Origin of the sequence: Croceimicrobium sp., assembly GCF_965228705.1 — a bacterium.
In the GTDB taxonomy this organism is placed as follows: Bacteria; Bacteroidota; Bacteroidia; order Flavobacteriales; family Schleiferiaceae; genus Croceimicrobium.
The window spans coordinates 3,058,372-3,081,176 of the sequence record NZ_OZ245832.1; the positions used below are offsets into that span (position 1 = coordinate 3,058,372).

General features: G+C 43.8%; 20 protein-coding genes and 1 tRNA gene. 6 read left to right on the plus strand and 15 right to left on the minus strand.

What is annotated here, in order from left to right; all coding sequences use genetic code 11:
* Positions 1-5: 5 nt before the first annotated feature.
* Genes ACO05P_RS13680 through ACO05P_RS13695 form a run of 4 tightly spaced genes read right to left on the minus strand, consistent with a single transcriptional unit; the run spans position 6 to position 3,159 of the window.
* Positions 6-1,772, minus strand: a complete 1,767-nt coding sequence (locus ACO05P_RS13680) for a DUF2326 domain-containing protein (RefSeq protein ID WP_421751664.1) — start codon at positions 1,770-1,772, stop codon at positions 6-8.
* Complete coding sequence (locus ACO05P_RS13685; RefSeq protein WP_421751665.1) at positions 1,769-2,005, minus strand: ABC-three component system middle component 8; 237 nt, start codon at positions 2,003-2,005, stop codon at positions 1,769-1,771. Before ACO05P_RS13685 ends, ACO05P_RS13680 begins: the two co-directional genes overlap by 4 nt.
* On the minus strand, positions 2,002-2,946 hold the full coding sequence (locus ACO05P_RS13690) for an ABC-three component system protein (protein WP_421751666.1): 945 nt from the start codon (positions 2,944-2,946) through the stop codon (positions 2,002-2,004). Before ACO05P_RS13690 ends, ACO05P_RS13685 begins: the two co-directional genes overlap by 4 nt.
* A gap of 3 nt (positions 2,947-2,949) precedes the next feature.
* A complete protein-coding gene (locus tag ACO05P_RS13695) occupies positions 2,950-3,159 on the minus strand; it encodes a helix-turn-helix transcriptional regulator (protein WP_421751668.1) in 210 nt (69 codons plus the stop codon).
* A 167-nt stretch (positions 3,160-3,326) separates the two neighbouring features.
* Here ACO05P_RS13695 and ACO05P_RS13700 point away from each other — a divergent pair, with 167 nt between their 5' ends.
* Positions 3,327-3,512 carry a SymE family type I addiction module toxin gene (locus tag ACO05P_RS13700; RefSeq protein ID WP_421751669.1) on the plus strand — a complete coding sequence of 62 codons (186 nt, stop codon included), beginning with the start codon at positions 3,327-3,329 and terminating at the stop codon, positions 3,510-3,512.
* Positions 3,513-3,566: 54 nt separating this feature from the next.
* Here ACO05P_RS13700 and ACO05P_RS13705 read toward each other — a convergent pair.
* Positions 3,567-3,640: transfer RNA gene (locus tag ACO05P_RS13705), tRNA-Ala, on the minus strand.
* Positions 3,641-3,687: 47 nt separating this feature from the next.
* Complete coding sequence (locus ACO05P_RS13710; RefSeq protein WP_421751670.1) at positions 3,688-4,788, minus strand: AAA family ATPase; 1,101 nt, start codon at positions 4,786-4,788, stop codon at positions 3,688-3,690.
* 101 nt (positions 4,789-4,889) lie between these two features.
* Here ACO05P_RS13710 and dgt point away from each other — a divergent pair, with 101 nt between their 5' ends.
* Positions 4,890-6,260, plus strand: a complete 1,371-nt coding sequence (dgt, locus tag ACO05P_RS13715; protein ID WP_421754909.1) for a dGTP triphosphohydrolase — start codon at positions 4,890-4,892, stop codon at positions 6,258-6,260.
* On the opposite strand, the gene ACO05P_RS13720 is transcribed toward dgt, so the two are convergent.
* From ACO05P_RS13720 to ACO05P_RS13755, 8 genes are read right to left on the minus strand one after another with little or no spacing between them, the layout of a single operon-like run.
* Positions 6,257-7,000, minus strand: a complete 744-nt coding sequence (locus ACO05P_RS13720) for a tetratricopeptide repeat protein (RefSeq protein WP_421751671.1) — start codon at positions 6,998-7,000, stop codon at positions 6,257-6,259. The genes dgt and ACO05P_RS13720 overlap by 4 nt on opposite strands.
* Positions 6,997-8,748, minus strand: coding sequence for a BatD family protein (locus ACO05P_RS13725; protein ID WP_421751672.1), 1,752 nt, complete (start codon positions 8,746-8,748; stop codon positions 6,997-6,999). The genes ACO05P_RS13720 and ACO05P_RS13725 overlap by 4 nt, the downstream gene beginning before the upstream one ends.
* Positions 8,748-9,656 (minus strand): tetratricopeptide repeat protein, encoded by a 909-nt coding sequence (locus ACO05P_RS13730; protein ID WP_421751673.1) that lies wholly within the window; start codon positions 9,654-9,656, stop codon positions 8,748-8,750. The genes ACO05P_RS13725 and ACO05P_RS13730 overlap by 1 nt, the downstream gene beginning before the upstream one ends.
* Positions 9,643-10,686 (minus strand): VWA domain-containing protein, encoded by a 1,044-nt coding sequence (locus tag ACO05P_RS13735; RefSeq protein ID WP_210757170.1) that lies wholly within the window; start codon positions 10,684-10,686, stop codon positions 9,643-9,645. Before ACO05P_RS13735 ends, ACO05P_RS13730 begins: the two co-directional genes overlap by 14 nt.
* Positions 10,686-11,687, minus strand: coding sequence for a vWA domain-containing protein (locus ACO05P_RS13740; protein ID WP_421751675.1), 1,002 nt, complete (start codon positions 11,685-11,687; stop codon positions 10,686-10,688). Before ACO05P_RS13740 ends, ACO05P_RS13735 begins: the two co-directional genes overlap by 1 nt.
* Positions 11,680-12,585 (minus strand): hypothetical protein, encoded by a 906-nt coding sequence (locus ACO05P_RS13745; protein ID WP_421751676.1) that lies wholly within the window; start codon positions 12,583-12,585, stop codon positions 11,680-11,682. Before ACO05P_RS13745 ends, ACO05P_RS13740 begins: the two co-directional genes overlap by 8 nt.
* Positions 12,582-13,451 carry a DUF58 domain-containing protein gene (locus ACO05P_RS13750; protein ID WP_421751678.1) on the minus strand — a complete coding sequence of 290 codons (870 nt, stop codon included), beginning with the start codon at positions 13,449-13,451 and terminating at the stop codon, positions 12,582-12,584. Before ACO05P_RS13750 ends, ACO05P_RS13745 begins: the two co-directional genes overlap by 4 nt.
* A gap of 15 nt (positions 13,452-13,466) precedes the next feature.
* Positions 13,467-14,471 (minus strand): AAA family ATPase, encoded by a 1,005-nt coding sequence (locus ACO05P_RS13755; protein WP_421751679.1) that lies wholly within the window; start codon positions 14,469-14,471, stop codon positions 13,467-13,469.
* A gap of 434 nt (positions 14,472-14,905) precedes the next feature.
* Between ACO05P_RS13755 and ACO05P_RS13760 the strand changes: the two genes are divergently transcribed.
* The 4 genes from ACO05P_RS13760 (at position 14,906) to ACO05P_RS13775 (ending at position 22,163) form a co-directional block, all read left to right on the plus strand.
* Positions 14,906-16,738, plus strand: a complete 1,833-nt coding sequence (locus ACO05P_RS13760; RefSeq protein ID WP_421751680.1) for an alkaline phosphatase PhoX — start codon at positions 14,906-14,908, stop codon at positions 16,736-16,738.
* 64 nt (positions 16,739-16,802) lie between these two features.
* On the plus strand, positions 16,803-18,695 hold the full coding sequence (locus ACO05P_RS13765; protein WP_421751681.1) for a cytochrome-c peroxidase: 1,893 nt from the start codon (positions 16,803-16,805) through the stop codon (positions 18,693-18,695).
* A gap of 221 nt (positions 18,696-18,916) precedes the next feature.
* Positions 18,917-21,319: a response regulator gene (locus ACO05P_RS13770; protein ID WP_421751682.1), complete on the plus strand. Its 2,403-nt coding sequence runs from the start codon at positions 18,917-18,919 to the stop codon at positions 21,317-21,319.
* Positions 21,294-22,163, plus strand: coding sequence for a fructosamine kinase family protein (locus ACO05P_RS13775; protein WP_421751683.1), 870 nt, complete (start codon positions 21,294-21,296; stop codon positions 22,161-22,163). Before ACO05P_RS13770 ends, ACO05P_RS13775 begins: the two co-directional genes overlap by 26 nt.
* On the opposite strand, the gene pdeM is transcribed toward ACO05P_RS13775, so the two are convergent.
* On the minus strand, positions 22,160-22,801 hold the full coding sequence (gene pdeM, locus ACO05P_RS13780) for a ligase-associated DNA damage response endonuclease PdeM (protein ID WP_421751684.1): 642 nt from the start codon (positions 22,799-22,801) through the stop codon (positions 22,160-22,162). The two genes, ACO05P_RS13775 and pdeM, sit on opposite strands and share 4 nt — an antisense overlap.
* Between the last annotated feature and the right edge of the window lie 4 nt (positions 22,802-22,805).

Sequence of the window (22,805 nt, forward strand, 5' to 3'; positions counted from 1 at the left end):
TAGGATCAAAAACTCATGCCAAATAGTTTTCCTTCATCTCCAGAATCATCAAATTCAACGGCAATCTCTTCATCTAAAAAATGAACTCCAACTGGTAGGTGGTCTTCAATTGAAGTGAAAATGTATTGTAATCCATTTTTTTCGCACACCTCTCGAACCTTATTGATAAAATTCACTTTCTTTCGATTATCAAGGCTCTCCAACGCCCCATCATGGTAAACAAATCTGAAGAATGAATTTTTGCTGTAGGCCATTAGCACCGCTAAATCAAAAGCCATACACAGGAATTTCTTATAACTAAACCCTTTACCGTCCGCAGTGATCTCAATTTCATCCTCACTTTGGATTTCTGCCCTGTACTCAACATTCCCATTTGAGTTTGTAACAATATATAGAATGGCAGGATTGTTAACGATATATTTGATGATATTCCTGAAATTCTTTCTAATTTCTGGATACATTTTATTATCGGAAGCCTCGATTTGTAATTTTATCTGATCTTTAATGTCATCTACCTTGTCCTCAATATCCTTTATCGCTTTGTTGAAAACATCTATTTTGTCAATGTTCTTTAATTGCTCTTCAAGTCTGGCAAGTTCAGCTTCAACTTTAGAAATGTCTATTTGATACTTTTTAAACTTTCGGAAAGAATCTCGATCACTCAAAACCGAAAGAACTTCTGAGCGTTTTACATCAAGCTCCTTCAAACTTTTGTGTACGTTTTTTAGTCCCACTGATAATTCTTTGTAGCGGTCAGATAAGTAGTCGGTGCGTTCTTTTGTTATTTTCCGATTGAACTCTTCAAGCTGTTCGTATTCTTTGATTATCGCGTCTTGAAAAACCAACTTAGCTTCTTCCCAGATTGCTCTAACATCATCGAATTTCTGTATGCTTTCTGTTTTTAGGGCCGAATTTATTTGATCTAATTCATATTGAAGGTCGTACTCACGAGAATTAAGTTCTGCAATCTGAGATTCAATATTCTCAACTAAATCTTTATTCAGTTTTCTCTCTCTGTGATAAAAATTAAAGCTATCGATTTCACCTTGTAGCTCATTCCGTTCGTCCTTTTTTAGTTCAATCGCACCTCTAATTTTATCTAATTCCTCTGGATCAACGGAGAGCTTGTCTTTAAACTCTTTGATAAGGTCTTTTTGCCTTTCCTTTGCTGATTCTAATTCATATTTATCTCGTAACAGATCACCATCGAAGCCCAGTAAATCGAAAAGAAACGGCTTCCAATCAACATCCTTACCTGCTGAAAATTTCGCGAGTTGAAAAACATCTCTATAATCTTCTTGGGATCGTAAAAAATATGTTACACTTTTCCTGTAGGGCCAATTAGGGATTACATCGAAACCAGCTTTTTCCTCAAGATATGCTTTTGCCTTATTGAATGGTAGAGCCGGTTCATCCCAATTTGCCTCATCAATAAAGTTTTGATGCTTATTCTCATGAATTTTAAAAGCAATCTTGGTAGGAGTTGCAACTGATCTTTTAATAGTCATATACTCCCCTTCATTCAAAAGAACTTCTAAGAACAGAACGTGATCTCTAAATTTAACTTCATACTGTTTGAAGATGTGGGATTTGTCTAAAGATTTCAAGAGCAAGAAGTCTATCACTGAAATTAGTGTAGACTTTCCAAGATTATGCGAGTCTTTTGACAAGTCTTTTTTTTGCTTGACTTTGGCCAATATAACATTCAGCCCTTCATTAAAGAGGACGGTTTTAAACTTTTCGTCAGACGAGTATATCTTACTTAGTTTCATTGGAGATACTCTATCGAATCAATTTTTTGATGATATTCAATCTTGCTTAGAGCATATAATAGGTTAAGTGATGGCATTAGCAAAGCCAATGCCTTGTCGCCCTTTCTATCTTTAATTGCGTTCTCGATGTCACTTACCCGTACAACCCGATTCTCCTGCAAAAGCTTCAGAACTTCCGCGCCAACACTTAGAACAGAATTATTGACATCAAGATATTTATGTGGTCTTATCATTCTTTTGCACCAATATCACATTGCCAGTACATAAAATGTACGAATACTCTAATTAATCTCCGATAGTCTTTTAACTTCTCAAAGTTTGACTCAAGAATTATTGAAGAGACATGTTCAATGACTTCGTCAAAAGCGGCAAAATCACTCCGCTTTATAATTATTTTTCCTTGTAAATCACTTATTGTATTGTTATAGAAATTTGCATAATGCAAATTCCGAGGATCTTTTAAAAATGATTCAATCTTTGCAAAATGTTGAAGGGAGTGTGATTTGATATACTTAAAATATCCCTCTGTTAGTCTATTTAGATTATTCTTATCCTTTTTGCTTAAATGATCAAATTTCCCGGTAATTTCGGAAGTGTCAATAGCGATGGAGGCTTGCTGATTATGAAACAAAAGTATGACCTCCTGTATGTCTTTCTCATAAAAGCGGAAGGGAAGGATATACTTTTTAAGATCAAATTGATCCGCAATTTCATCAGTAATATATGTTCCTAACTGCTCTTTACCAATTACATCCACATTTGAAATGCCAACTTCATTTTTTATCCTAGTAATAATTTCATGATCCTTGTTCGCTGGATTTTTTCTGTTTGTGAATAGAAGATAATTATCAAATGGATCCTCCGTCATAAGCCTTTTGAGGCGCACTATTTCTTTACTTACAGTACTACTCTTACTCCCGCCTGAAAAGTCAGTATCGGAACAACTTGCAGTGTTAACTTCAGTGTGTTTAGCTTGAATAATCCATTTGCCATTCCACGGCTCACTGCTGGAAGGAAATCTTTCTGATTTCCCAGTAAATCGACTATCTCTCCCGCCGTCCTTGCCATTTGCAAACTTCTTCGCACCAATTCCAAGTATATTTTGACAGACCTTTATCGTAAGGTCTTCAAATTGCTGCCAAAACAGTTTTTCGTATGGGAATTCTGAATTCAAGTATTATTCTTTTGTGGGAACTAGCAATTCCCGAATATCAACATCTAATATAGCTGCAATTCGCTTTAAGTCTTTCAAATGCGGTTGCGATTTGTTATTGCACATTGCGGCAATGGTAGTCGGCGTTTTACTCATACATTCTGCCAACCACTTTTGGGATTTTCCTTGAATAACCAGGATTTCCTTGATGCGATTTATTCTTTCTTCTGCCATTTCAAGAGCAATATATCGCTGTTTCCAACATAAATCTCGGTTTCACTTTGACTTTTTAAAGCAAGCATTTGATTCTTCAAAATGCTTTATGTAAGTTTGATTTTGATTAATCAATGTGATAAATAGGTTTATGTTGAAATGATTTTGATCGATTTGGTTGAAAAGTTATGATTAGATACAAGAAATTAAAGGTTCATCGTAAACATCGTTCTCGAAGATGGGATTATATAACAGTTCCTGAAATAAGGCTTGAAGGGAAGTGGTTAGCAGATTTGGGTTTTATGGAGGGTGATATTGTGGAGGTTAAACAACAACCCAATAAGTTAACTATCACGCTAAGTAAAAAGGACTGAGTGAATCTTTACCAAACAAAAAAAGGCACGGAAACCGTGCCTTCAATTTTGCTGTGGAGCATATCGGAGTCGAACCGATGACCTCTACACTGCCAGTGTAGCGCTCTAGCCAGCTGAGCTAATGCCCCGAAATTTGGGAGGGCAAATATAGGAGAAAATTCGTTTTCCTACTTTTTTAGGAAATTTTCTTTTTGATGTAATCCAAATCTACATTCTGCTCAATCAGATCAATCGCACGCTTAATCTTCCAGGGGGTATCGCGGTTAATCTTCACTTCAATCCGACTCACCTTTAGCACCACGCCATAGGTATCCAAATCGGTATGAATTAAAGGTGTTTGGTAATAGTCGATGGCCCGCTGGGTTTCACTGCTAATTTCCCCCTCGCCACAAACAATAATGCCACTCAAGGGCCATTCTTCAATCGCCAGTTCAGCATTAATGTGTAAGATCTTACCCAGGGTTTCATCCAGGCGGTGGGTACCTACTACCAATAATAGATTATCGCGCTTTTCGAGCTTGGTGCGATCCAATACCGTTCCGGCTAAAACATCCGCAACCTTATTGCGCAAGGCATGCGAATTGGAGCGCACCGTACCATTTATAGCCTTGCATACGGTGCTCATTACCGGCCAGGCCAAAGTGCGATCATAAGGCACCATCCCCAATAAAGGAATGCCCTGCGAATTGAGCCATTTTTCGATGTAGGGGCGAATCTTATCAATCTTTTCCTCCCGCACCTTATTTACGATAACCCCTAAAATGGGCACACCTTCTTCCCGGAATAGGGAGATGCACATATTAATCATGTCAATGGTAGAGCCCACGCCCCCTTCGGCAATAAAGATTACTTGCGCATCCAGCATTTTGGCCACCTTGGCATTGCTGAGGTTTACCACCGAACCTACTCCGGGATGTCCGGTACCCTCATGGATGGTAAGCTCTTTACGACTTTCCAAAGCCACTTTGGCCTTGAGGATTTTCTCCGCGTAATTGAAGTTTTCAGGGTGATCGATAAAATCGGTGGTGGCTCCTGAACCTAAAATTACCGGACTGTGAATTTCGGGATGGAGGTCAAATTGAATGAGATCCGAGAATAATATGGTGTCCTTATCAACCTTCAGGTCATTGAGGTCTACAAATTGTTGCCCTACCGGCTTACAGTAGCCAATATCAATCCCCAGGCGTTGCAGGCAATAGGCCAGACCCAGGGTTGAGGTAGTTTTTCCCACGTGCTGGCGGGAAGCGGCAACGTATAAGGTTTGATACTTTTTCATGCTTAGGCTTTAATCAAAGCTAAGAAGCATTTCTTGATCTGATTTCAAAGGGCTGGAAAATTTGCCGATAACAAAAAGCTCCCGACCTTTAAGCCATGGAATTGAGCTGGAAAAATTGCTACAGCCCGCGCCGCTTTGGCGACGATCGTATGCCCGAAGATGCGCGATCGGTTTACGAAAGGGACTACGACCGTATTATTTTCTCATCCGCCTTTAGGCGCTTGCAAAACAAGACCCAGGTATTCCCATTGCCAGAACGGGTTTTTGTGCATAATCGCCTTACCCACTCTTTAGAAGTGGTAAGCGTGGGGCGTTCTTTGGGGATGATAGTTGGGGAAAAACTGGCCAATTTGCCCTCCCTTAAGGAGGATGAAAAGGCCCGCGATTTTTACCGTAACCAATTAAAGTCGGTGGTTTCCGCGGCCTGCTTGGCCCACGATTTAGGTAATCCTGCTTTTGGGCATTCGGGTGAAGAAGCCATTTCCAAATACTTCCTCGATCGCGAGCACGACAAAGGTTTTAGAGCGGCATTTACCGCCGGCGAATGGGAAGACCTTACCCATTTTGAAGGCAATGCCAATGCCCTGCGTTTGCTCAGTCGACAATTTAAAGGTCGCATGAAAGGTGGTCTGCAAATGACCTACACCACTTTGGCCAGCATCTTAAAATATCCATGCGAAAGCCTGGCCCGCGATAAAAAGAAGGGCAAGCACCGCAGTAAATATGGTTTCTTTCAAGATGATCAGGAGGTATTTGAGGCTATTGTAAAAGAGTTCCCCTTGGCTTTGGATAGCGAAAAACCCCTGGCTTATCGTCGGCATCCCTTTGTGTACTTGGTAGAGGCGGCTGATGATATTTGCTACAGTATTATCGACTATGAAGATGCACATCGCTTGGGCATCCTCAGCTTTGAGGAGGTGAAGGAGGATTTTATGCGGGTGCTGGAGCAGGATCCTAATACAGATATGAGCCGCTTACGCCATAACCTGGAGAACCTGCGCGAGGATAAAAATGAGTCGGTGGCCTATTTAAGAGCCAAGGTGATTAATGCTTTAGTTCAGGCTTGCGCCGATGCGTTTTTAGCTAATCAGGAAGTGATTCTTAGGGGCGATTTCAGTACTTCCTTATTGGATAGCCTCAAGCCCTATCAAAATGCGCTGAAGCAGATTGAAAAGAAATCCATCGGTAGGATTTACAATCACGATAGTGTGATGAAAATCGAATTGGCAGGCTTTAAAATTATGAGCGGTCTGATTGAGGATTTTGTGGAGGCAGCCCTCTTAGCTAAGGATGATCGCCAAAAACGACATCAAAAAGTACTGGCTTTAATTCCCAATCAATTTCAATTTGAAGAAGAGGATCGACCTTATGAAAAGGTGATGTGCATTCTGGACTTTGTAAGCGGCATGACCGACAATTATGCCCTGGAATTGTATCGCAATCTCAGAGGGATTTCGGTACCCGGGATTTAGGGGATTTGCTCGATATCTTCATCCGGTAACCAACCGATTTTTCCGTCGATTAATCGCAATTTGGTCCAACCTTCAAAATGGTCTAATTGCTCTCCTTTGGTGCCGGCATGTAAGATGAAGAGGTCTTCGGCCTCCGAGCCCGGTCCGCTTTTTACATAGGCGGAGTCAGACATAATGATGAGTCCCGGATGCTCTTCGCGATAATGCTGATGGCTATAGGCCATAATTAAGCTGAAGAGGCTGAGCAGGCTTCCGCCGAGCAGGCTCACAAAACCAATCCGGCCATAGGAACTAAAGAGGTAAAGGGCCAATCCGGCCAAAGCCAAGGCCAGAAATCCCAGGGCTAAACGCGCCCAATTATCCGGCTGGAACATTTGCAATACACTCAATCGAAAGGCCTTAAAGAGGTTTTGAGGCATCTCTTCAAAACGGTCGATACGCTTGCTTTTTGCCAGGGCCAGATTATGCTGAATTTCTTCGTCCTTAGGATCTAAGCGCAAAGCGCGCTCATAATTGAGAATGGCCTTGGCCAGGGCACCGTTTTCATAATGCGCATTGCCCAAATTATAATAGAGGGCCGCACTTACTTCTCCTTGAGCGGCAATGCTATCGTAGAGCTCTACCGCTTTTAAAAAGTCTTCTTCTTGATAGGCCTTATTGGCTTGCTCAAATAGGGCATTGCTGGCCAATATGGGCAAGGCCTGAATCAATATCACTCCGATGAAAAGGAATTTTCTCATAACTGCTTTTCGATTTCGGTGAGTACTTCAATAGCGCGATCGTAATCCTGGGCGGCGGCTTCCAGTTTTAGTCCGGTGAAACGGGCCATTTCCGATTTTTCCAAAAGCTCTAAAAGGGCTTTGATATCGCTCTCCAAAACCTGGGCTTTGCTCAAACGCTCTTGCAAGTATTCTTTGCTTAAGCCGCTAACACCTCGATCAAATTTATCGCTGAAGAAGCCAATAATGGCTGTTTCCAATTCCTGGTAAAAGAGTTCCGCATCATTGGCTTTTAGAGCTTCCTGAGCTTTGCGCAATTTCTTTAAAGCCGCTTTCCCTGCCCGCTGTTTACGAAGGCTATCCCGATTAGTAAACTCTGCTTTTTTGCGCCACCAAATGGCGATCAGCGAAAGTCCTAATGAGACTAAACTCAACAACCAGCCCCAGAAAGAGCCCGAACCTAAAAATTGTTCATTGGGATTATGCCAGTTCGAAGCCTTGGTTTTGATAAAGAGGATGTCCTTATTCAAGAAATCTACTGCATCACTAGTGCTTTCGCCGGCCAAGGGAGATTTTGAACTATTGGGTGCGGCTTTACCCCCCTTAATGCTCACTTCAAAAGCCTCGGTTTCCAATTGCACATAGCGCTCTTGCTTAGGGTCGAAATAATTGAAAACGATAGGCTCAATTTTGTAGCTACCACCATAGCGAGGAACCAGCAAGTATTCAATTTCCTTATAGCCGCTCATGCCTCGGGCATTAACGCTGCTACTTTCTTTAATCTCGGGATCGAAGACCTCAAAGGCAGAGGGGAACTCTATTTCCGGCAGTTCTACAAATTTGATATTGCCCTTTCCTTCAATGCGAATGGTATAGCTGATGCTGCCATCCATATTAATTTCGGTGCTGCTTATCTGTGATTTAATACTAAAGTCGCCCACCGCACCACTGAAGTTTTGGGGCCGACCTTTATCGGGCAGCGGTTTAACCGTGATTTTGGGGTAATTGGCCTGCAAGCTTAATTCTTTGGTCGTGCTTAAAGGGAAGCCGAAATAATCTCTTTTTCCGGTATTTACCCGCACGGGAAGGCTTATGGTGGATGAGCCCAAATCGAAGCTGCCGGCTTTTTGCGGAATGATGACTTCCTCATCAATATTGGCGGTGACATAAGCCAAGTTATTGATGTATTCCAGCTTTTCATTGAGATTGTTCCGTTGAATTTTTTCCTTGTAAAAACCTTCGAATTTGGGTGTTTCTTCGAAATTGAAACGACCGGCTTGCAATTGCTTGCGGATGTAAATGCGGTTGGCCACCATCAGGGGTTCACCCACATAAACGGTGGTTTTATTGGCATAGGGTTTTATAAAGGCCAATTCAGGTTCGGTGGAACTTTGAGTACGCTTGGTTTCCACCACCTTTATTTTCAGGTTTTGCGTTTGGTAGCTCTTACCCTTCACCTGAATTTTAGCCGGCCCGATGATATGTTCCCCTATTTGATCAGCCCTAAGATAATAGGTGTAGGTGAGGGAATAGCGCACCCCACTATTATCAATGGAAGAACTGATGGAGGTTGCTGGTCCGCCTAAAACCCGAAATCCTTCGAAGGAGGGCGCTTGAAATCCACGGCCTTCTTGTTTGATCACAAAATTGACCCGAAATTGCTGCCCTTGGTTTACTTCCGTGCGATCTACTTCCGCCCGAAAACTCACTTGAGCGGGAAGCCAGCCTAATTGCAGACTAAATGCTATGAGATAAATCCAAGTTTTCATTACCAGTCTTTTGATCCGGGATTGGGTTTGGCTTTCATCTTCTTACGCTGGAGGCGGGCCTGAGTTTCAAGTTCGGCTCTTTGCAAGGCTTGCAGTAAACGTTCAATGTTTTCGCGACTCTGCTGGGCAGCTTCTTTCTCCGCTTGAGCGGCTTTTTTTTCAGCTTGTGACTCTTTGCCATTAGCGCCACCTTTCTGTTGCTCTTGCTTTTGTTGTTCTTTAGGGTTTTGCTGAGAATCTTGCTCGCCTTGCTGTTCTTGATCCTCAGAGTTCTGACCTTCCTGATTTTGGGGCTCCTGAGATTTTTGATCATCCGAATTCTCACCCTTCTGATCCTGTTTATCCTGATTATCTTTTTTCTGATCTTGATTTTGCTGCGAATCGGAATTCTTGTTTTTATCCTGATTATCTTGTTTCTGATCTTGATCCTGCTTTTCCTTTTGATTGGAATCGCCTTTTTGTTTTTGCTGCTCTTGCTGTTTTTTCTGTTCCGCTAGGGCCTTAGCCAGATTATAGCGGGTTTCTTCATCCGCAGGATTATGCTTTAAAGCGTTTTTATAGGCCTGTATAGCCTCTTTTAATTGCTCATTTTTGAGGTAAGAATTCCCCAGGTTATGATAGATTTCCGCTTTCCGGGCCGGATCTTCGGTACGGGCCAGGCTGAGCTCGAAGGCTTCGATCGCTTCTTGATAGCGCTCTTGTTTGTAGAGGGCATCTCCTAAATTGTATTGACTTACAGAGAGGTCCTTCTCTTCTGCAAGAGCTGCGGCTTCACGGTATTTGATCTCCGCTTCATCGAAGGCCCTTTCGGCGAAAGCCTTATTCCCTTCTTTAATCTGCTTGCGAACTTCCTGGGCTTGCAAGCCGATGCTCAATAAGATGCCTAAAATCAAACTAAAGTTCTTCATGACGATCGAATAAATTTAGGTTCTTAAACCATTGGGTTTTTCTTTCGAGGATGAAGACATCCAAAATTAAAAGCAGGAGAGCCGGGGCTAATAGCCATTGAAACTGATCCTCATAATCCGCATACAATTCACTTTCAAACTCGGATTTCTCCATCTTCATCATTTCCTCCATTAAGAAGTCCACCGCCGCCTTGCTGCGATTTCCAGAAAAATATTTTCCATCTCCTTCGGCGGCAATTCGCTTGAGAAGACTAGAATTGAGCTTGGTAATTACGGTTTCTCCGTTTTGATCCTTTTTATAGCTTGTAATGTTTCCTCCTTGTTTTATAGGAATGGGGCCACCTCTTTCGGTTCCAAAGCCAATGGTATAAATCTGAATGTTCTTATCCAAGGCCTTGCTGATCACATCATCTATTCCCTCTTCATGATCTTCACCATCGGAAAGAATTACCAATAAGCGATTGGGCTGCTCTTCATCATTAAAAAAGCGGGTCGACAGATCGATAGCATCGCTAATGGCCGTTCCTTGTGAGGGGATGAGGTCGGTATTAATATTTTGCAAAAAGAGCTTGGCCGCATTGTAATCAGTAGTGATGGGTAATTGCGGATAGGCATGACCAGCATAGGTGATAATGCCAATGCGATCGCTCACCAATTCATCTACGGTGCGGGAAATCAGCAGTTTGGCCCGATCTAATCGATTGGGTTGTACATCTTCGCAAAGCATACTCTTGCTCACATCAATAGCAAAAACCAGATCTAAGCCTTCGCGCTGTACCTTTTCCATGCGGCTGCCGATCTGTGGATTTACCAATGCCATGCTGATAAGAGCAATCACCGTAAGGTAAATGATGAATTTTAAGCTAGGCTTATTCTGGCTGCGCTCGGGGCTGAGTTTTTCCAATAGCTCTTTATCGCCAAATGCCTTTTGGGCTCTTCGGCGCCAAGCCAGATAGAGGCTGTATACCACCAACATTAGGGGTATCAAGAGGAGCAGGTAGAAATATGTGGGTTCCTCTAATCGATACATTATACAAAGCTCTTTAAGAGGGTGTAACGCAATAGAATCTCCAGTAGGAAAAGTCCCAGGGCCGAGAGGGCAAAGAGACCAAATTTCTCTTCGTAGGTATAGAAGCGGATTTCCTTCAATTTGGTTTTTTCGAGGGAATCGATCTCCTTATAAATGGCATCCAGTTTTTTATTGTCGGTTGCCCGGAAGTACTTGCCACCAGTACGATCGGCGATTTCTTTTAAAAGTTCTTCGTCAATTTTTACCGGCACACGCTCATAATAAAAACCACCGCGACCGTCTTGAGCAACAGGCGTTTTGGCCATTCCATTGGTGCCCACCCCAATGGTGTATACTCGGATATTAAATTCTTTGGCCCAGTCGGCAGCAGATAGGGGTTCAATTTCGCCGGCATTATTCTCACCGTCGGTTAATAATATGGCAACTTTACTTTGCGCCTTGCTGTCTTTTAATCGATTGATGGTGGTGGCCAGGCCCATGCCGATGGCGGTTCCATTAGCCAGGAAGCCGTAGCGCAAATCGTTAAGGCTGTTTTTAAGCAGGGCATGATCGCTGGTCAGGGGCATTTGAGTCATGCTCTCCGCCGCATAAACCACCAGGCCAATACGGTCATTGGGACGTCCGTCGATAAATTCCGTGCTTACTTTTTTGGTGGCTTCCAGCCGATTGGGCTTAAGGTCTTGGGCCAGCATAGAGGGCGAAACATCCAGGGCCATTACAATGTCGATACCCTCACTACTGCGACTGCGGTTATTCTCCTCGGTATTCCGCGGGCGGGCCATAGCGACGATGAGCAGGGCAATGCTGAAAATTCGCAACACCCAGGGCAAAGCATAGAGCAGGGCTCCACGATTAAATTTCGACTGGGCTAAAAAGGAAGCTTCGGGAAAGCGTATTTCCGGATGGCTATCCTTGCGCCGCCAATAATACCAAAAGCCTAAAACAGGCAAGAGGCAGAGCAGCCAAAGGAATTCGGGATTTTGAAATTCGTAATCAAACATCGGCTTCCAATTTTGGGGCTTCTTGACTGTTTACAAAATCACGCACGGCATCCAGGGCCTGTACATTTTCTTCCGGCAAGCTTTGTTGGCGGGCAAATTTCACCATCGCGCTTAAGCGCAGGCTGTTCTTCAAATTATTGAAATGTCTTTCTTCCTTGCAGAGCGGCTTGATCTTTACAATTAATTCCTCGGCGGTAGATTCCAGTGCTTTGAGGCCAAATTTGCGCTCCAGGAATATCTTGAGGATTTCATCTAATTCGCTGAAGTAAGCTTTGGCTTTTCCGTCTTGCCAGAGGCCTTTAGCTTCCAGCTTATTGAGTTCTTCCAAAGCCCATTCAATAGGTGGAATTTGAATTTCTTCTACCTGCTTTTCACCCCGGTTTTTGCGCTTCTGCCAAAATTTCCAGAGGTAATAGATTAAGGCCGCTAATCCTGCCGCGCCCAGTCCCCAATAGGCCAGGAGCCAGTAATTGAAAGGGATTTCTCGCGGTGCCTTGATGTCAAAATAATCTTGCTCCTCCTTAATTTCCGGGAAATAAACCAGAATGGCGATGGGCGAACTGCGCTGTACTTCTTCGTCTTCTACGCTTAGTTCCAGCGCCGGAATTTCCACTTCACCACTATCGAAGGAGGTAAGGGTGAATCTTTGATGCAATTGAATCCAATCGCCTTTGATAAGGCTGTCTAATTTTCCACTTTCGATAATCTCAATTCCATTTTGACCGGATTCGAGCAAGGGCCAAGTGTATTCAGCTGCTTTAGGAACTTTGGCGGAGAGCTCTAATTGAATGGGCTCACCCAATTTAATTTGATTGGTATCCACCTTCGCTTCAAAGCTAAGCTGGGCAAAAGCACTACTGCTTAAAAGCAGGATGAAGGCTAAAATTCGGCTTTTCATCGACTGCGTTTTTTGAAGTATCCCAATAAAGCGGCGGGGTAGGAATGATCAATCCGGATGGAGATATCACCCGCCCCACTGCGTAGAAAGCTTTCGCGGTAATAGCGTTCAAATTCCTTGAAGCGCATTTTCATCTGCTTACGCAATTTGGAAGAGGAGGTATTGATCCAATGGGTTTTACCACTTTCGGGATCGCGCATGGGTAAAAGGCCAATATTGGGTAAATCCTCCTCGCGGGGATCAAAAATGCGAATGCCGGTAAGGTCGTGCTTGCGACTGGCAATTTTAAGCGCATCGCGGTAGCGGCTATCCATAAAATCACTTAGAACGAAGGCAATGGCGCGACGTTTTTGGAATGCACTGAAAAAGCGCAAAGCCTCGGCAATATTGGTTTTATTGCTGCTAGGTTTAAATTCGATTAGCTCGCGGATAATGCGCAGGATATGGGACTTCCCCTTACCTGGCGGAATGAACTTTTCTACCGTATCGCTAAAGAAGATTACCCCCACTTTATCATTATTCTGAATGGCTGAAAAGGCCAGGGTGGCGCAAATCTCAGTGATCATCTCCCGTTTTAATTGATTGCGGGAACCAAAGTTTTCCGATCCGCTCAGGTCTACCAATAACATCAGCGTAAGCTCCCGCTCTTCTTCGAATACCTTGATATAAGGCTCATTAAGTTTAGCGGTTACATTCCAATCGATAGCGCGAATATCATCACCAAACTCATAGCGGCGCACCTCACTAAAGGCCATACCTCTTCCTTTAAAAGAGCTGTGATACTCTCCCGAAAAGATGTGATTGCTCAGCCGCCGAGTTTTAATCTCAATGCGCCGAACCTTTTGTAAGAGTTTTTGCGTTTCCATGCGATCGGCCGGGATTTACGGTACTTCGATCTGATCTACAATTTGGCTGATAAGGTCTTCGCTGCTTACGTTTTCGGCCTCAGCCTCATAAGTAATACCAATGCGGTGGCGTAATACATCCAGTACTACCGCGCGCACATCTTCAGGGATTACATAACCTCTGCGCTTAATAAAGGCATATACCTTGGCAGCAGTTGCCAGGGCAATACTACCCCGCGGTGAGGCACCAAACTCGATTAAGGGCTTTAAAGAAGGCAGGCGATAATCTTCGGGCTTGCGGGTAGCGAAAATGATATCGAGGATATAGCGCTCGATCTTTTCATCCATATAAACCTCGCGCACCATGGTGCGGGCTTTTTGGATGGTTTCCAGCGACACTACCTTTTGAATAGGCTGGGCACCACCGCTCAAATTCTGACGCATAATCAATTGTTCCTCCTCCATTTTAGGATAGGTGATTACGGTCTTGAGCATAAAACGGTCGCTCTGTGCTTCGGGTAGGGGATAAGTTCCTTCTTGTTCTACCGGGTTTTGGGTAGCTAATACCAAAAAGGGATCGGGTAGTTTAAAGCTGGTTTCCCCAATGGTAACCTGGCGTTCCTGCATGGCTTCGAGCAAGGCACTTTGCACCTTGGCCGGGGCCCGGTTAATCTCATCTGCCAAAACAAAATTGGCGAAAACCGGTCCTTGCTTAATGGCAAATTCGTTTTTCTGAATATTGTAAATCTGGGTACCCATCACATCGCTGGGCAGCAAGTCGGGGGTAAATTGTACCCGGCTGTATTGGGCATCGATAGCCTGGGCCAGCGATTTAATGGCCAGGGTTTTGGCCAGTCCCGGAACCCCTTCTAAGAGGATATGCCCATTTCCTAAGAGGGCAATCAGCAGGCGTTCCAACATTTGCTTTTGGCCAATAATGGATTTATTTACTTCCATCATTAGCAGATCGATAAAGGCGCTTTCCTTTTCAATCTTTTCGTTCAAGGCACGAATATCCGTGGCACTTTGACTTGTTTCCATCACTCGGTTCAAATGTTTAAATCGGTCAGCGTTTAAGGTCCTGATTTTGGACCGCATGCGAAATTGCTAGTTTGTCGACTTTTCAGGCGTTAAAGCCTTGTTAAATTCACCCCTTTAAATGGACTGCTATTCAGGTGGATAAAGACTAAAAAGCAAGATTTGACATCGCGCTGATTTCTAAGCTTTCAAATATATATTCAAGTTCCTAACGCACAGATAACCTTCGGGTTTTATCCTTGGCCTTAGTTAACAAATGTTTAGCTTTTTGAAGGCGGGAAAATGAGTCAGTGGCCTTCCGCCCAATTTTATGCCCAGGTTCCTAGAAAGTTAAGAGGGGCCTGGATTGATTACATATTCTTAAGACTGGCGACGAAATAAGCTAAAGTCCCGCGGGCAAATTTGCGATCGAATCCAAACACTATTGAATTACGATCATGAAAAAACTAGTACTAAGCGTGGGAATCATCGCGGCGAGCCTTTCGGCGCAAGCCCAAACTTTCTCTCCAGAGATTGATGTAACCAACTGGGAGCCTACTACCGTTCAGGTACCGGCTTCTCCTTTAATTACCCAATACTTGTTTATTGGTGGACACCATGTAGTGCAAACTACGCCTACTTATGGTAACCCTGCTGATACTGCTTTGGCTAAGCAATGGCACGATTTCATCGGCTTTACGCCAGATAATAACGGAACTGACTTAGGTTGGATTTCGGTAAACCACGAAATGGTGATCCAAAACGATAAGATTGGTGATGGTGGTGGAATGACTGTATTTAAAGTACGTCGTGATGCCGCTACCGATTCTTTAATCGTAGTAGATCAAACTTTAAATGACGGTCGTCAAGGTAAATTCTTCGCGGTTGATTTTGCAAACACCGTAGGTGAAACCGGAATGAACTGTGGTGGTATTACTGGTCCTGACGGACGTATCTGGACTGCTGAAGAGTGGTGGAGAGGTTCTAATGCTGATTTGGCAGACCGCGACACTGGTGACTTCACCATTGGTACCGGAACTTCTACTTATGCTGCCGCTAATGGTTTCCCAGGATACAATGGTGAGACTATTAAAAAGTACGAGAACTATAACTACATGGTAGAGATCGATCCTCGCCAGGCAGTTGCTATTCGCAAACAATATAACTGGGGTCGTCAGCCTTTCGAAGGTGGATGCGTTATGCCCGACAACAAAACCGTTTATTTAGGAGCGGATAATACTCCTGGTTTCTTTACCAAATTCGTTGCCGACAATGCTGGTGATTTCACCACTGGAAAAACCTATGTATACAAGCACGATGCTACCGGTAGCAAGTGGGTTGAAATCGATAATAGCGACTTCGACAATATGTTAAACTTCAATACTCAAGCTGTAGTAGCTGGAGCTACTATGTTTAACCGCTTAGAGTGGGTAGTAGAAATCGACGGTAAAGTGTACATGACTGAAACCGGTCGTGATAACCCTGCCGGACGTTGGAGTAGTGCAGCTGCGGCTGGATGTGTGTATGCTCCTCATCACATGCAACGCGCTATGGATCAGAGTGCGGAATTCGGAAAAACCATTACTCCTGACAGCTCTGAGTACTGGGATTACTACGGTCGTGTATTGATGTACGATCCTGCAACTGAGCAAACTTCAGTATTTGTGGAAGGTGGTCCTTATTTCTCTGTGGATCCTGCAGTATCTTCTTATCCAGACAAGCACCTTTCTAACCCTGACGGATTGAACAAAATCACCATTAACGGTAAAAACTACATGTTGATTTGCGAAGACCTAAACGGTACTTCTAAAGGTCGTACTCCTGCTGGTATTGGTAACCGTACCTGCGAATTATTCATGTTGGATATGAGCATTAGCAACCCTACTTTGAATGATTTACACCGTATTGCTGTGGTACCAGTTGGCGCAGAGATTACCGGAGCCATCGGAACTACTGATGGTAAAACCATCCTTTTCAACAGCCAACACCCTGACGGAGGAAACCCATTCCCTTTCAACAACTCTATGACTGTTGCTATCACTGGTTGGGATCAAGTAACTATCGGTTTACCTGAGAATGCTTTTGAAGGCGATGCTTTCCAAATTTACCCTAACCCTGCTACTCGTACCTTATACTTCAATGAGCTGAGTGATGTAGCTATCTACAATGTGAGTGGCAAGCGTATGAACGTTTATCGCAACGTTGAGAACATCGATATTTCGCACTTACAGCCTGGTGTATACTACATCCAGAATGCTGCGGGTGTAACTCAAAAACTTTTGGTTAAGTAAGAATTACCAATTCCAAAGAAGAGGGGAGTGAAAGCTCCCCTTTTCTTGCTTTAAGAAATTCAAGATGCGCAAGCTTGTTTTAGCAGTCTTTTCCCTGCTTTTGCTATTTACCGTATTCACCGCTTTTCGCCCCACCCAAAGTCCGGTGCAGCAGATTAAATCTCGCTATGTGGGGGACCTAAAAGCTTTTCATGAGCAAAGTGAAAGCTTTAAGCAAAGCTTGAATACGGCAGATTGGGATCAGGTCAAACTCAAGGCAGAGTTTAAGTCCCTGCGATTGAGTTTTAAGAAAATCGAGTTTATGCTCGATTACCTGCAACCACAGGATGTGAAGGATTTTATCAATGGCGCTCCACTTCCTAAAACCGAACGGAATGCACCACGTTTGGTGGTGGTAGAACCCAAAGGATTGCAACGCATGGAGGAATTGCTCTATGATGCGCCCCTGGATTTACCGGCCCTAAAGAAATTGGCCAAGGATCTGGAATATCAAGTAGGGCAAGTGCAGCGCTTTTCCGAAGTTCAGAATTTTAGCGATCGCCAGGTATTTGAAGCATTACGCCAGGGATTGGTGCGCATTACCGCCATGGGTATAACGGGTTTCGATACGCCAGCCAGTGATGAGGCTTTGAAAGAATCAGCAGTGGTATGGCAAGCCATGGGAGACTATGCAAAATTGTATTTGGCTTATGCAGATGCGTCAGAATTGGAAAAAGCGATTCAAGCGAAATGGGATTTAGGTCAGCGCTTATTGAATCAAAGTGATTTTGAAACATTCAATCGCGCAGAATTTATTCGGGAAGTTATTGAGCCCTTGTATGGTGCCTTACTCGATTTGCATCATCATTTGGCTTATGAAACGGCAGCTGAGGTGTATAGAGGTGAATTGCCCGTGAATTATGAAAGCCGTCATATTTTTAGTGCAGACTTTTTAAACCTGTCTTTTTATACCGGCTTAATGCCGAAGGATGAGGCATTTGAACATCAAAAGAAATTAGGGCGTCTGCTCTTCTTTGATCCGGTTTTAAGTGGTGATTTAGATCGTTCCTGTGCCTCTTGTCATCATCCCGATAAGGCCTATAGCGATGGCTTAGTTAAAAGTGTGGCTAAGGGAGGAGGAACGGTTAGCCGCAATGCTCCCGGGCTTTACAATGTGCTTTATGCAGAGAAATTTTTCCATGATCTTCGGGCCGATCGCATGGAAACCCAAATGGAGCACGTGATCTTCAGTGCTCAGGAATTTGATTCCGATTACCGCCGCATTTTCCGTCGTTTGGAAGAAAGTGAAGAATATCAAACCCTTTTTAAGAAAGCCTTCCCAGAGCAGCAAGGCCGCGTAAACCGCTATTCCTTATCCAAGGCAATTATGGCCTTTTTAAGTCAGCTGCAATCTTATGATTCGCGAGTAGACCGCTATTTGCGTTCGGAATCAGATGCCTTAAGTGAGGAAGAGATTAAGGGCTTTAACTTATTCATGGGAAAGGCAGCTTGTGCCACTTGTCATTTTGTGCCCACCTTTAGTGGCTTAGTGCCACCTATGTATATGGAGAATGAAAGTGAGGTTTTGGGAGTACTGGAAAGTCCGGATATGAAAAAGCTGGATGGCGATTTGGGTCGTTATGCGGGTGGAGTTGTTCAGGATGAAGCACCATTCTTTAAGAACTCCTTCAAGACCCCTGGACTGCGCAATGTGGAGTTTACGGCACCTTATTTTCATAATGGCGCCTATCCGGATTTAGAGTCGGTATTAGACTTTTACAATCAAGGTGGCGCGGCCGGAATGGGCCTTCCCCTGGAGCATCAAACTTTACCGGCGGATTCATTGAATTTATCAGATCAGGAGATTTTGGCTTTGAAAAAATTTATGCTGGCCTTGAGCGATACCTCTCAAGTATTTACGGCACCTAAAAACCTTCCAAAATTGAATACTATAAGTCGTAAAATTTCAACTTATTAGGTGATTAAAATGTAGATTTTGGATGTGAATGATTTGGGGCATTCGCTGCGATTTCGCAATTTTCCTTCCCATATAGGGACAGCTTGTTGATTATTCCCATTTTGAGAAAAAGCATCTTTGGATGGGAAGAATGGCCAAGCTGTCTTTAATTTAAGTATATTGAGGATCAGCTATTTGAACACTTTGGTTCAAGCCTTGTTCCCTTAGATCAGTTTACAGAAATGAGAAGGTATCTAATCATCATATTGCTCCTATTTGTGCCCTGGCTGAGTCGCTTGGAGGCAAATTCGGTGCTTAATGGTGAAATCTCCCTCAATGAAAATTTCTACAATGAGGAAGAAGACCTGGTATTAGATGGTAAATGGCGTTTCTACTGGAAGGAATTAGTGAATCCTGAAGGTAAAGCTGATTTGGAACATCGTCCTGTTTATGTAGATATTCTTAAACCCTGGTCGGATTTACCCACCGAAAAAAATAATTACCACGCGAAGGGCTATGCCAGCTACGAGCTGAATATTTATTCTTCGCGCGCCAGTGATAAACTCGCTATCCGCGTACCGGAATATTACAGTTCTTATGCGCTCTATTTAAATGGCGAAGAGATTTCGCATAATGGTAAAGTCGCTAGTAATATAGCCGATGCTGAGCCTTATTGGCTGCCCAAGGTGCTTGCGATCAAATTAAACAAGGGCTCCAACCGATTAGTGCTACACGTTTCCAATTTCCATCATCATAAAGGTGGATCGGTGGCTGCCATGGCTATCGGGCCTTCCAGCCGCTTTTTCTTCTTTAAAAACATGGCGGTAGCAGGGTCCCTTTTTATTGCCGGCACCCTTTTAATTGCGGCGGTATTCTCCCTGATAGTTTACTACTTCCAAAAAAACGATTTTGCCTTTCTGTTTTTCGGGCTTTTTGCCTTGAGCTATATCTACCGCATTATTGGCACCGATACCTATATTTTGCATGAGGTGTTTCAGGGGCTGTCCTGGCATGTGGCGATTCGACTCGAATATCTCAGTCTCTATGTGAGTGTGATTTTCTTCACTTATTTCTACAAGAATTTAATTGCGCGGCGGGCTCCGGAATGGATCTTCCATAGCATTGGCATTGTTTCGGGCCTTTTGGCGATATCGGTCTTACTTCCTCCTCAGAATTTCACCGCTTTTGTTGATTATTACCTGATCTTCATTGCCCTGGCTTTAGTAGGGACTACCGTATTCTATTTGCGTGCTATTCGCTGGTCTCATACCATGAGTTGGTTTACCTCCATTGCGGTAGGGTCCCTCATTTTAGTGATGGTCCTAAAAATGTCGGCCTTCTTTGGTTTTGGCGTAAATCACCTATTCCTTTCCTTCTTCCTTTATTTGGTTTTCGTGGTGAGCCAGACTATCGCCTTAAGTCAGCGTTTTGGCTACAATATGCGCATGCATATCTCCCAGAGTGAAACGGCCATGGTCTCGCAGCGTAACTTTATGAACTCCGTGAGTCATGAGTTGCGTACCCCGATGAATGCCATTATGGGGATGACTGATTTTCTATCCAAAACTAAATTGGAGCCAGATCAACAGGCTAAGCTGGAAACCATTCGCAAGAATAGTGAGCAGCTCAATAACCTATTGATGGACCTGCTGAACTTCTCCGCTATCGATTCGGGGGAATTAAAGCTTGAGTCCCGTAAATTCCACCTCAAAGAAGTAGTAGACCGGGCCTTAGAACAGGCTGGTACTGATAATTTGTCGAGCACAGTAAACTTCAAACTGAGCTACGATGATAATATTCCGGATGAGTTGGCTGGAGATCCCGAGCGCTTAGGTCAGGTGATTTACCATATTGTGGGTAATGCAGTGAAGTTTACCCAGAAAGGAATTATTGGTTTTGATCTGCGCATGGAAAGCGTAGAGGGCAATCGGGTTAAACTCCATATGAAGGTTACGGATACCGGAATTGGTATTAAACCCGAAGAACTCAATAAGGTAGTGCAGGCTTTTAATCAGGGTGATGAGGGCAATACCCGTAAACACGGAGGTACCGGATTAGGCTTAACCATTGCGGCCAATATCATTGAGATGATGGATGGCGAGATGTGGATTGATAGTGAAGAGGGCAAAGGAACTACGGTTCGGGCCGACTTCATTTTGAAAACTCCACGCTTGAACCTCAGCAAACATGCCGAGGAGCTGAAGGAAGAGCAGAAAACCAAGAAGATCGAAGGCCTTAAAATTCTATATGCCGAGGATAACCCCATTAACCAGAAGTTGCTGGTGATGATTATGAAAACCATGGGTTATGAGGTGGAGTTGGCCAATAATGGTTTAGAGGCCTGGGAAATGGCCATCACCAATAGTTACCATATCATCTTTATGGATGTGCAAATGCCCAAGATGGATGGTATCGAGGCTACCCGCAGAATTATTAAAGATCAGCCCCAAAGGCCTATTATTATTGCCGTAACAGCAAATGCGGAAGTGGCCGATCAAAAGCGCTGTATTGAAGCTGGAATGAATGATTTTATTCCCAAGCCCTTTAATGCCAAAATGTTGAAGGAAGCTTTGAGCAAATGGCAAGGTCTCTTAGTGTATATGGAGGAAGATGCCCGTAATGGTAAACTCCGAGTTATTTCGTAAGCAAGTTTCTGAGCAATTGGGTCGTGGCCCGATTCGAAATCTACAAGCCCTTTCCGGAGGGGATATTAATGCTGCCTATCAAATTCATTTTCAAGAAGGTCCGGCTGCTTTTCTGAAATTTCAGGAAGGGGCAAAATTGGATTTCTTTCAGGCGGAAGCCGATGGTTTAAATTCTTTAAAAGAACACAGCCCTTTAAAGGTACCCGAAGTTTTAGGCCTGGGTGAATGGGAGCAAAATGCCTATTTGCTTTTAGAGTTTTTAGAGCCGGGTTTTAAAAGCGATGAATATGAATTGGCCTTAGGTGAAGGTCTGGCGCAGATGCATTTGCGGGAGCAAGATTTTTTTGGCTGGCATCGCCCAAATTATATTGGCAAATTAGATCAGCTTAATCATCAAAGCGAAGATTGGACGGATTTCTACGCCGAGCACCGCATTCTTTATATGGTGCAAAAAGCCTTTGATGCCGGATATTTGGAAACAAAGGACTTGAAAGGCTCCGAAGCTTTCGTGAACGCCTATCCTCATTTGGTACCCACTGAAAAGCCCGCTTTTATTCATGGTGATTTATGGTCGGGCAATGCCTATTGCATGGCCGGCGGAATTCCGGTTTTAATCGATCCGGCCGTATATAATGGACATCGCGAAATGGACCTGGCCATGATGAAACTCTTTGGGGGCTTTTCTGTCAATGTCTTTCAGGCCTATGAAGAAAGCTATCCCCTGGAGCGAGGTTGGCAGGAGCGCATTCCTTATCATCAATTATATCCTCTGCTCGTGCACCTGAATTTATTCGGAACTTCTTATTTAAATGATTGCCGCAGCATTTGGCAAAAGTTCCTTTAGTTGATCTGAATCACCCGGTTTTCGGCAATCACAAAAACCCGATCTTCCTTTTTTACCTTAAGGTTAAAGGTGCCTGTGAACTCTCCAAAGGCCGGCAAGATTCCTTGATTGGGGCTAAAAAAATAACAGGCCAATCGCAGACTTTGACGCCCCGCTCCCTTGAGGCGAACTCCGGGATGAATATGTCCACAAAGATTGTAGCCTTCAAATTCTTGCATGGGTTCGTGGCTTAAATAAAAGGGCCCCAACTTTAAGCCTTCCGGGTGGTATTTTAGTCGAGCACGGTAATAACTCATCTCATCCAAAATATCGTGATTGCCCCCAATTAAATGGAATTCGGTAGAAGGGAATAAGGCTATAACTTGCTTAAAACCCAGCCATTCATGATTGAGTTCGGAATGGAAAAGATCGCCCAAAAAATAAACCTCTTTGGCTTGAGTGGCATAGAGCAGTCGTTCGAGTCGCAATAGGTTCTCCTTCGCGGCCTCTTCAGGCAATTTGATGCCGTTTTTCCGAAAATGACTGATTTTCCCGAAATGGGTATCAGCAATAAAAAGCCGGCGTTTATCAGGCCAATACATGGCCCTTTCGGGTAAAAGCCAGAGTTCTTCACCTGAAATGCTGATCAGCTCCTTCATGCTG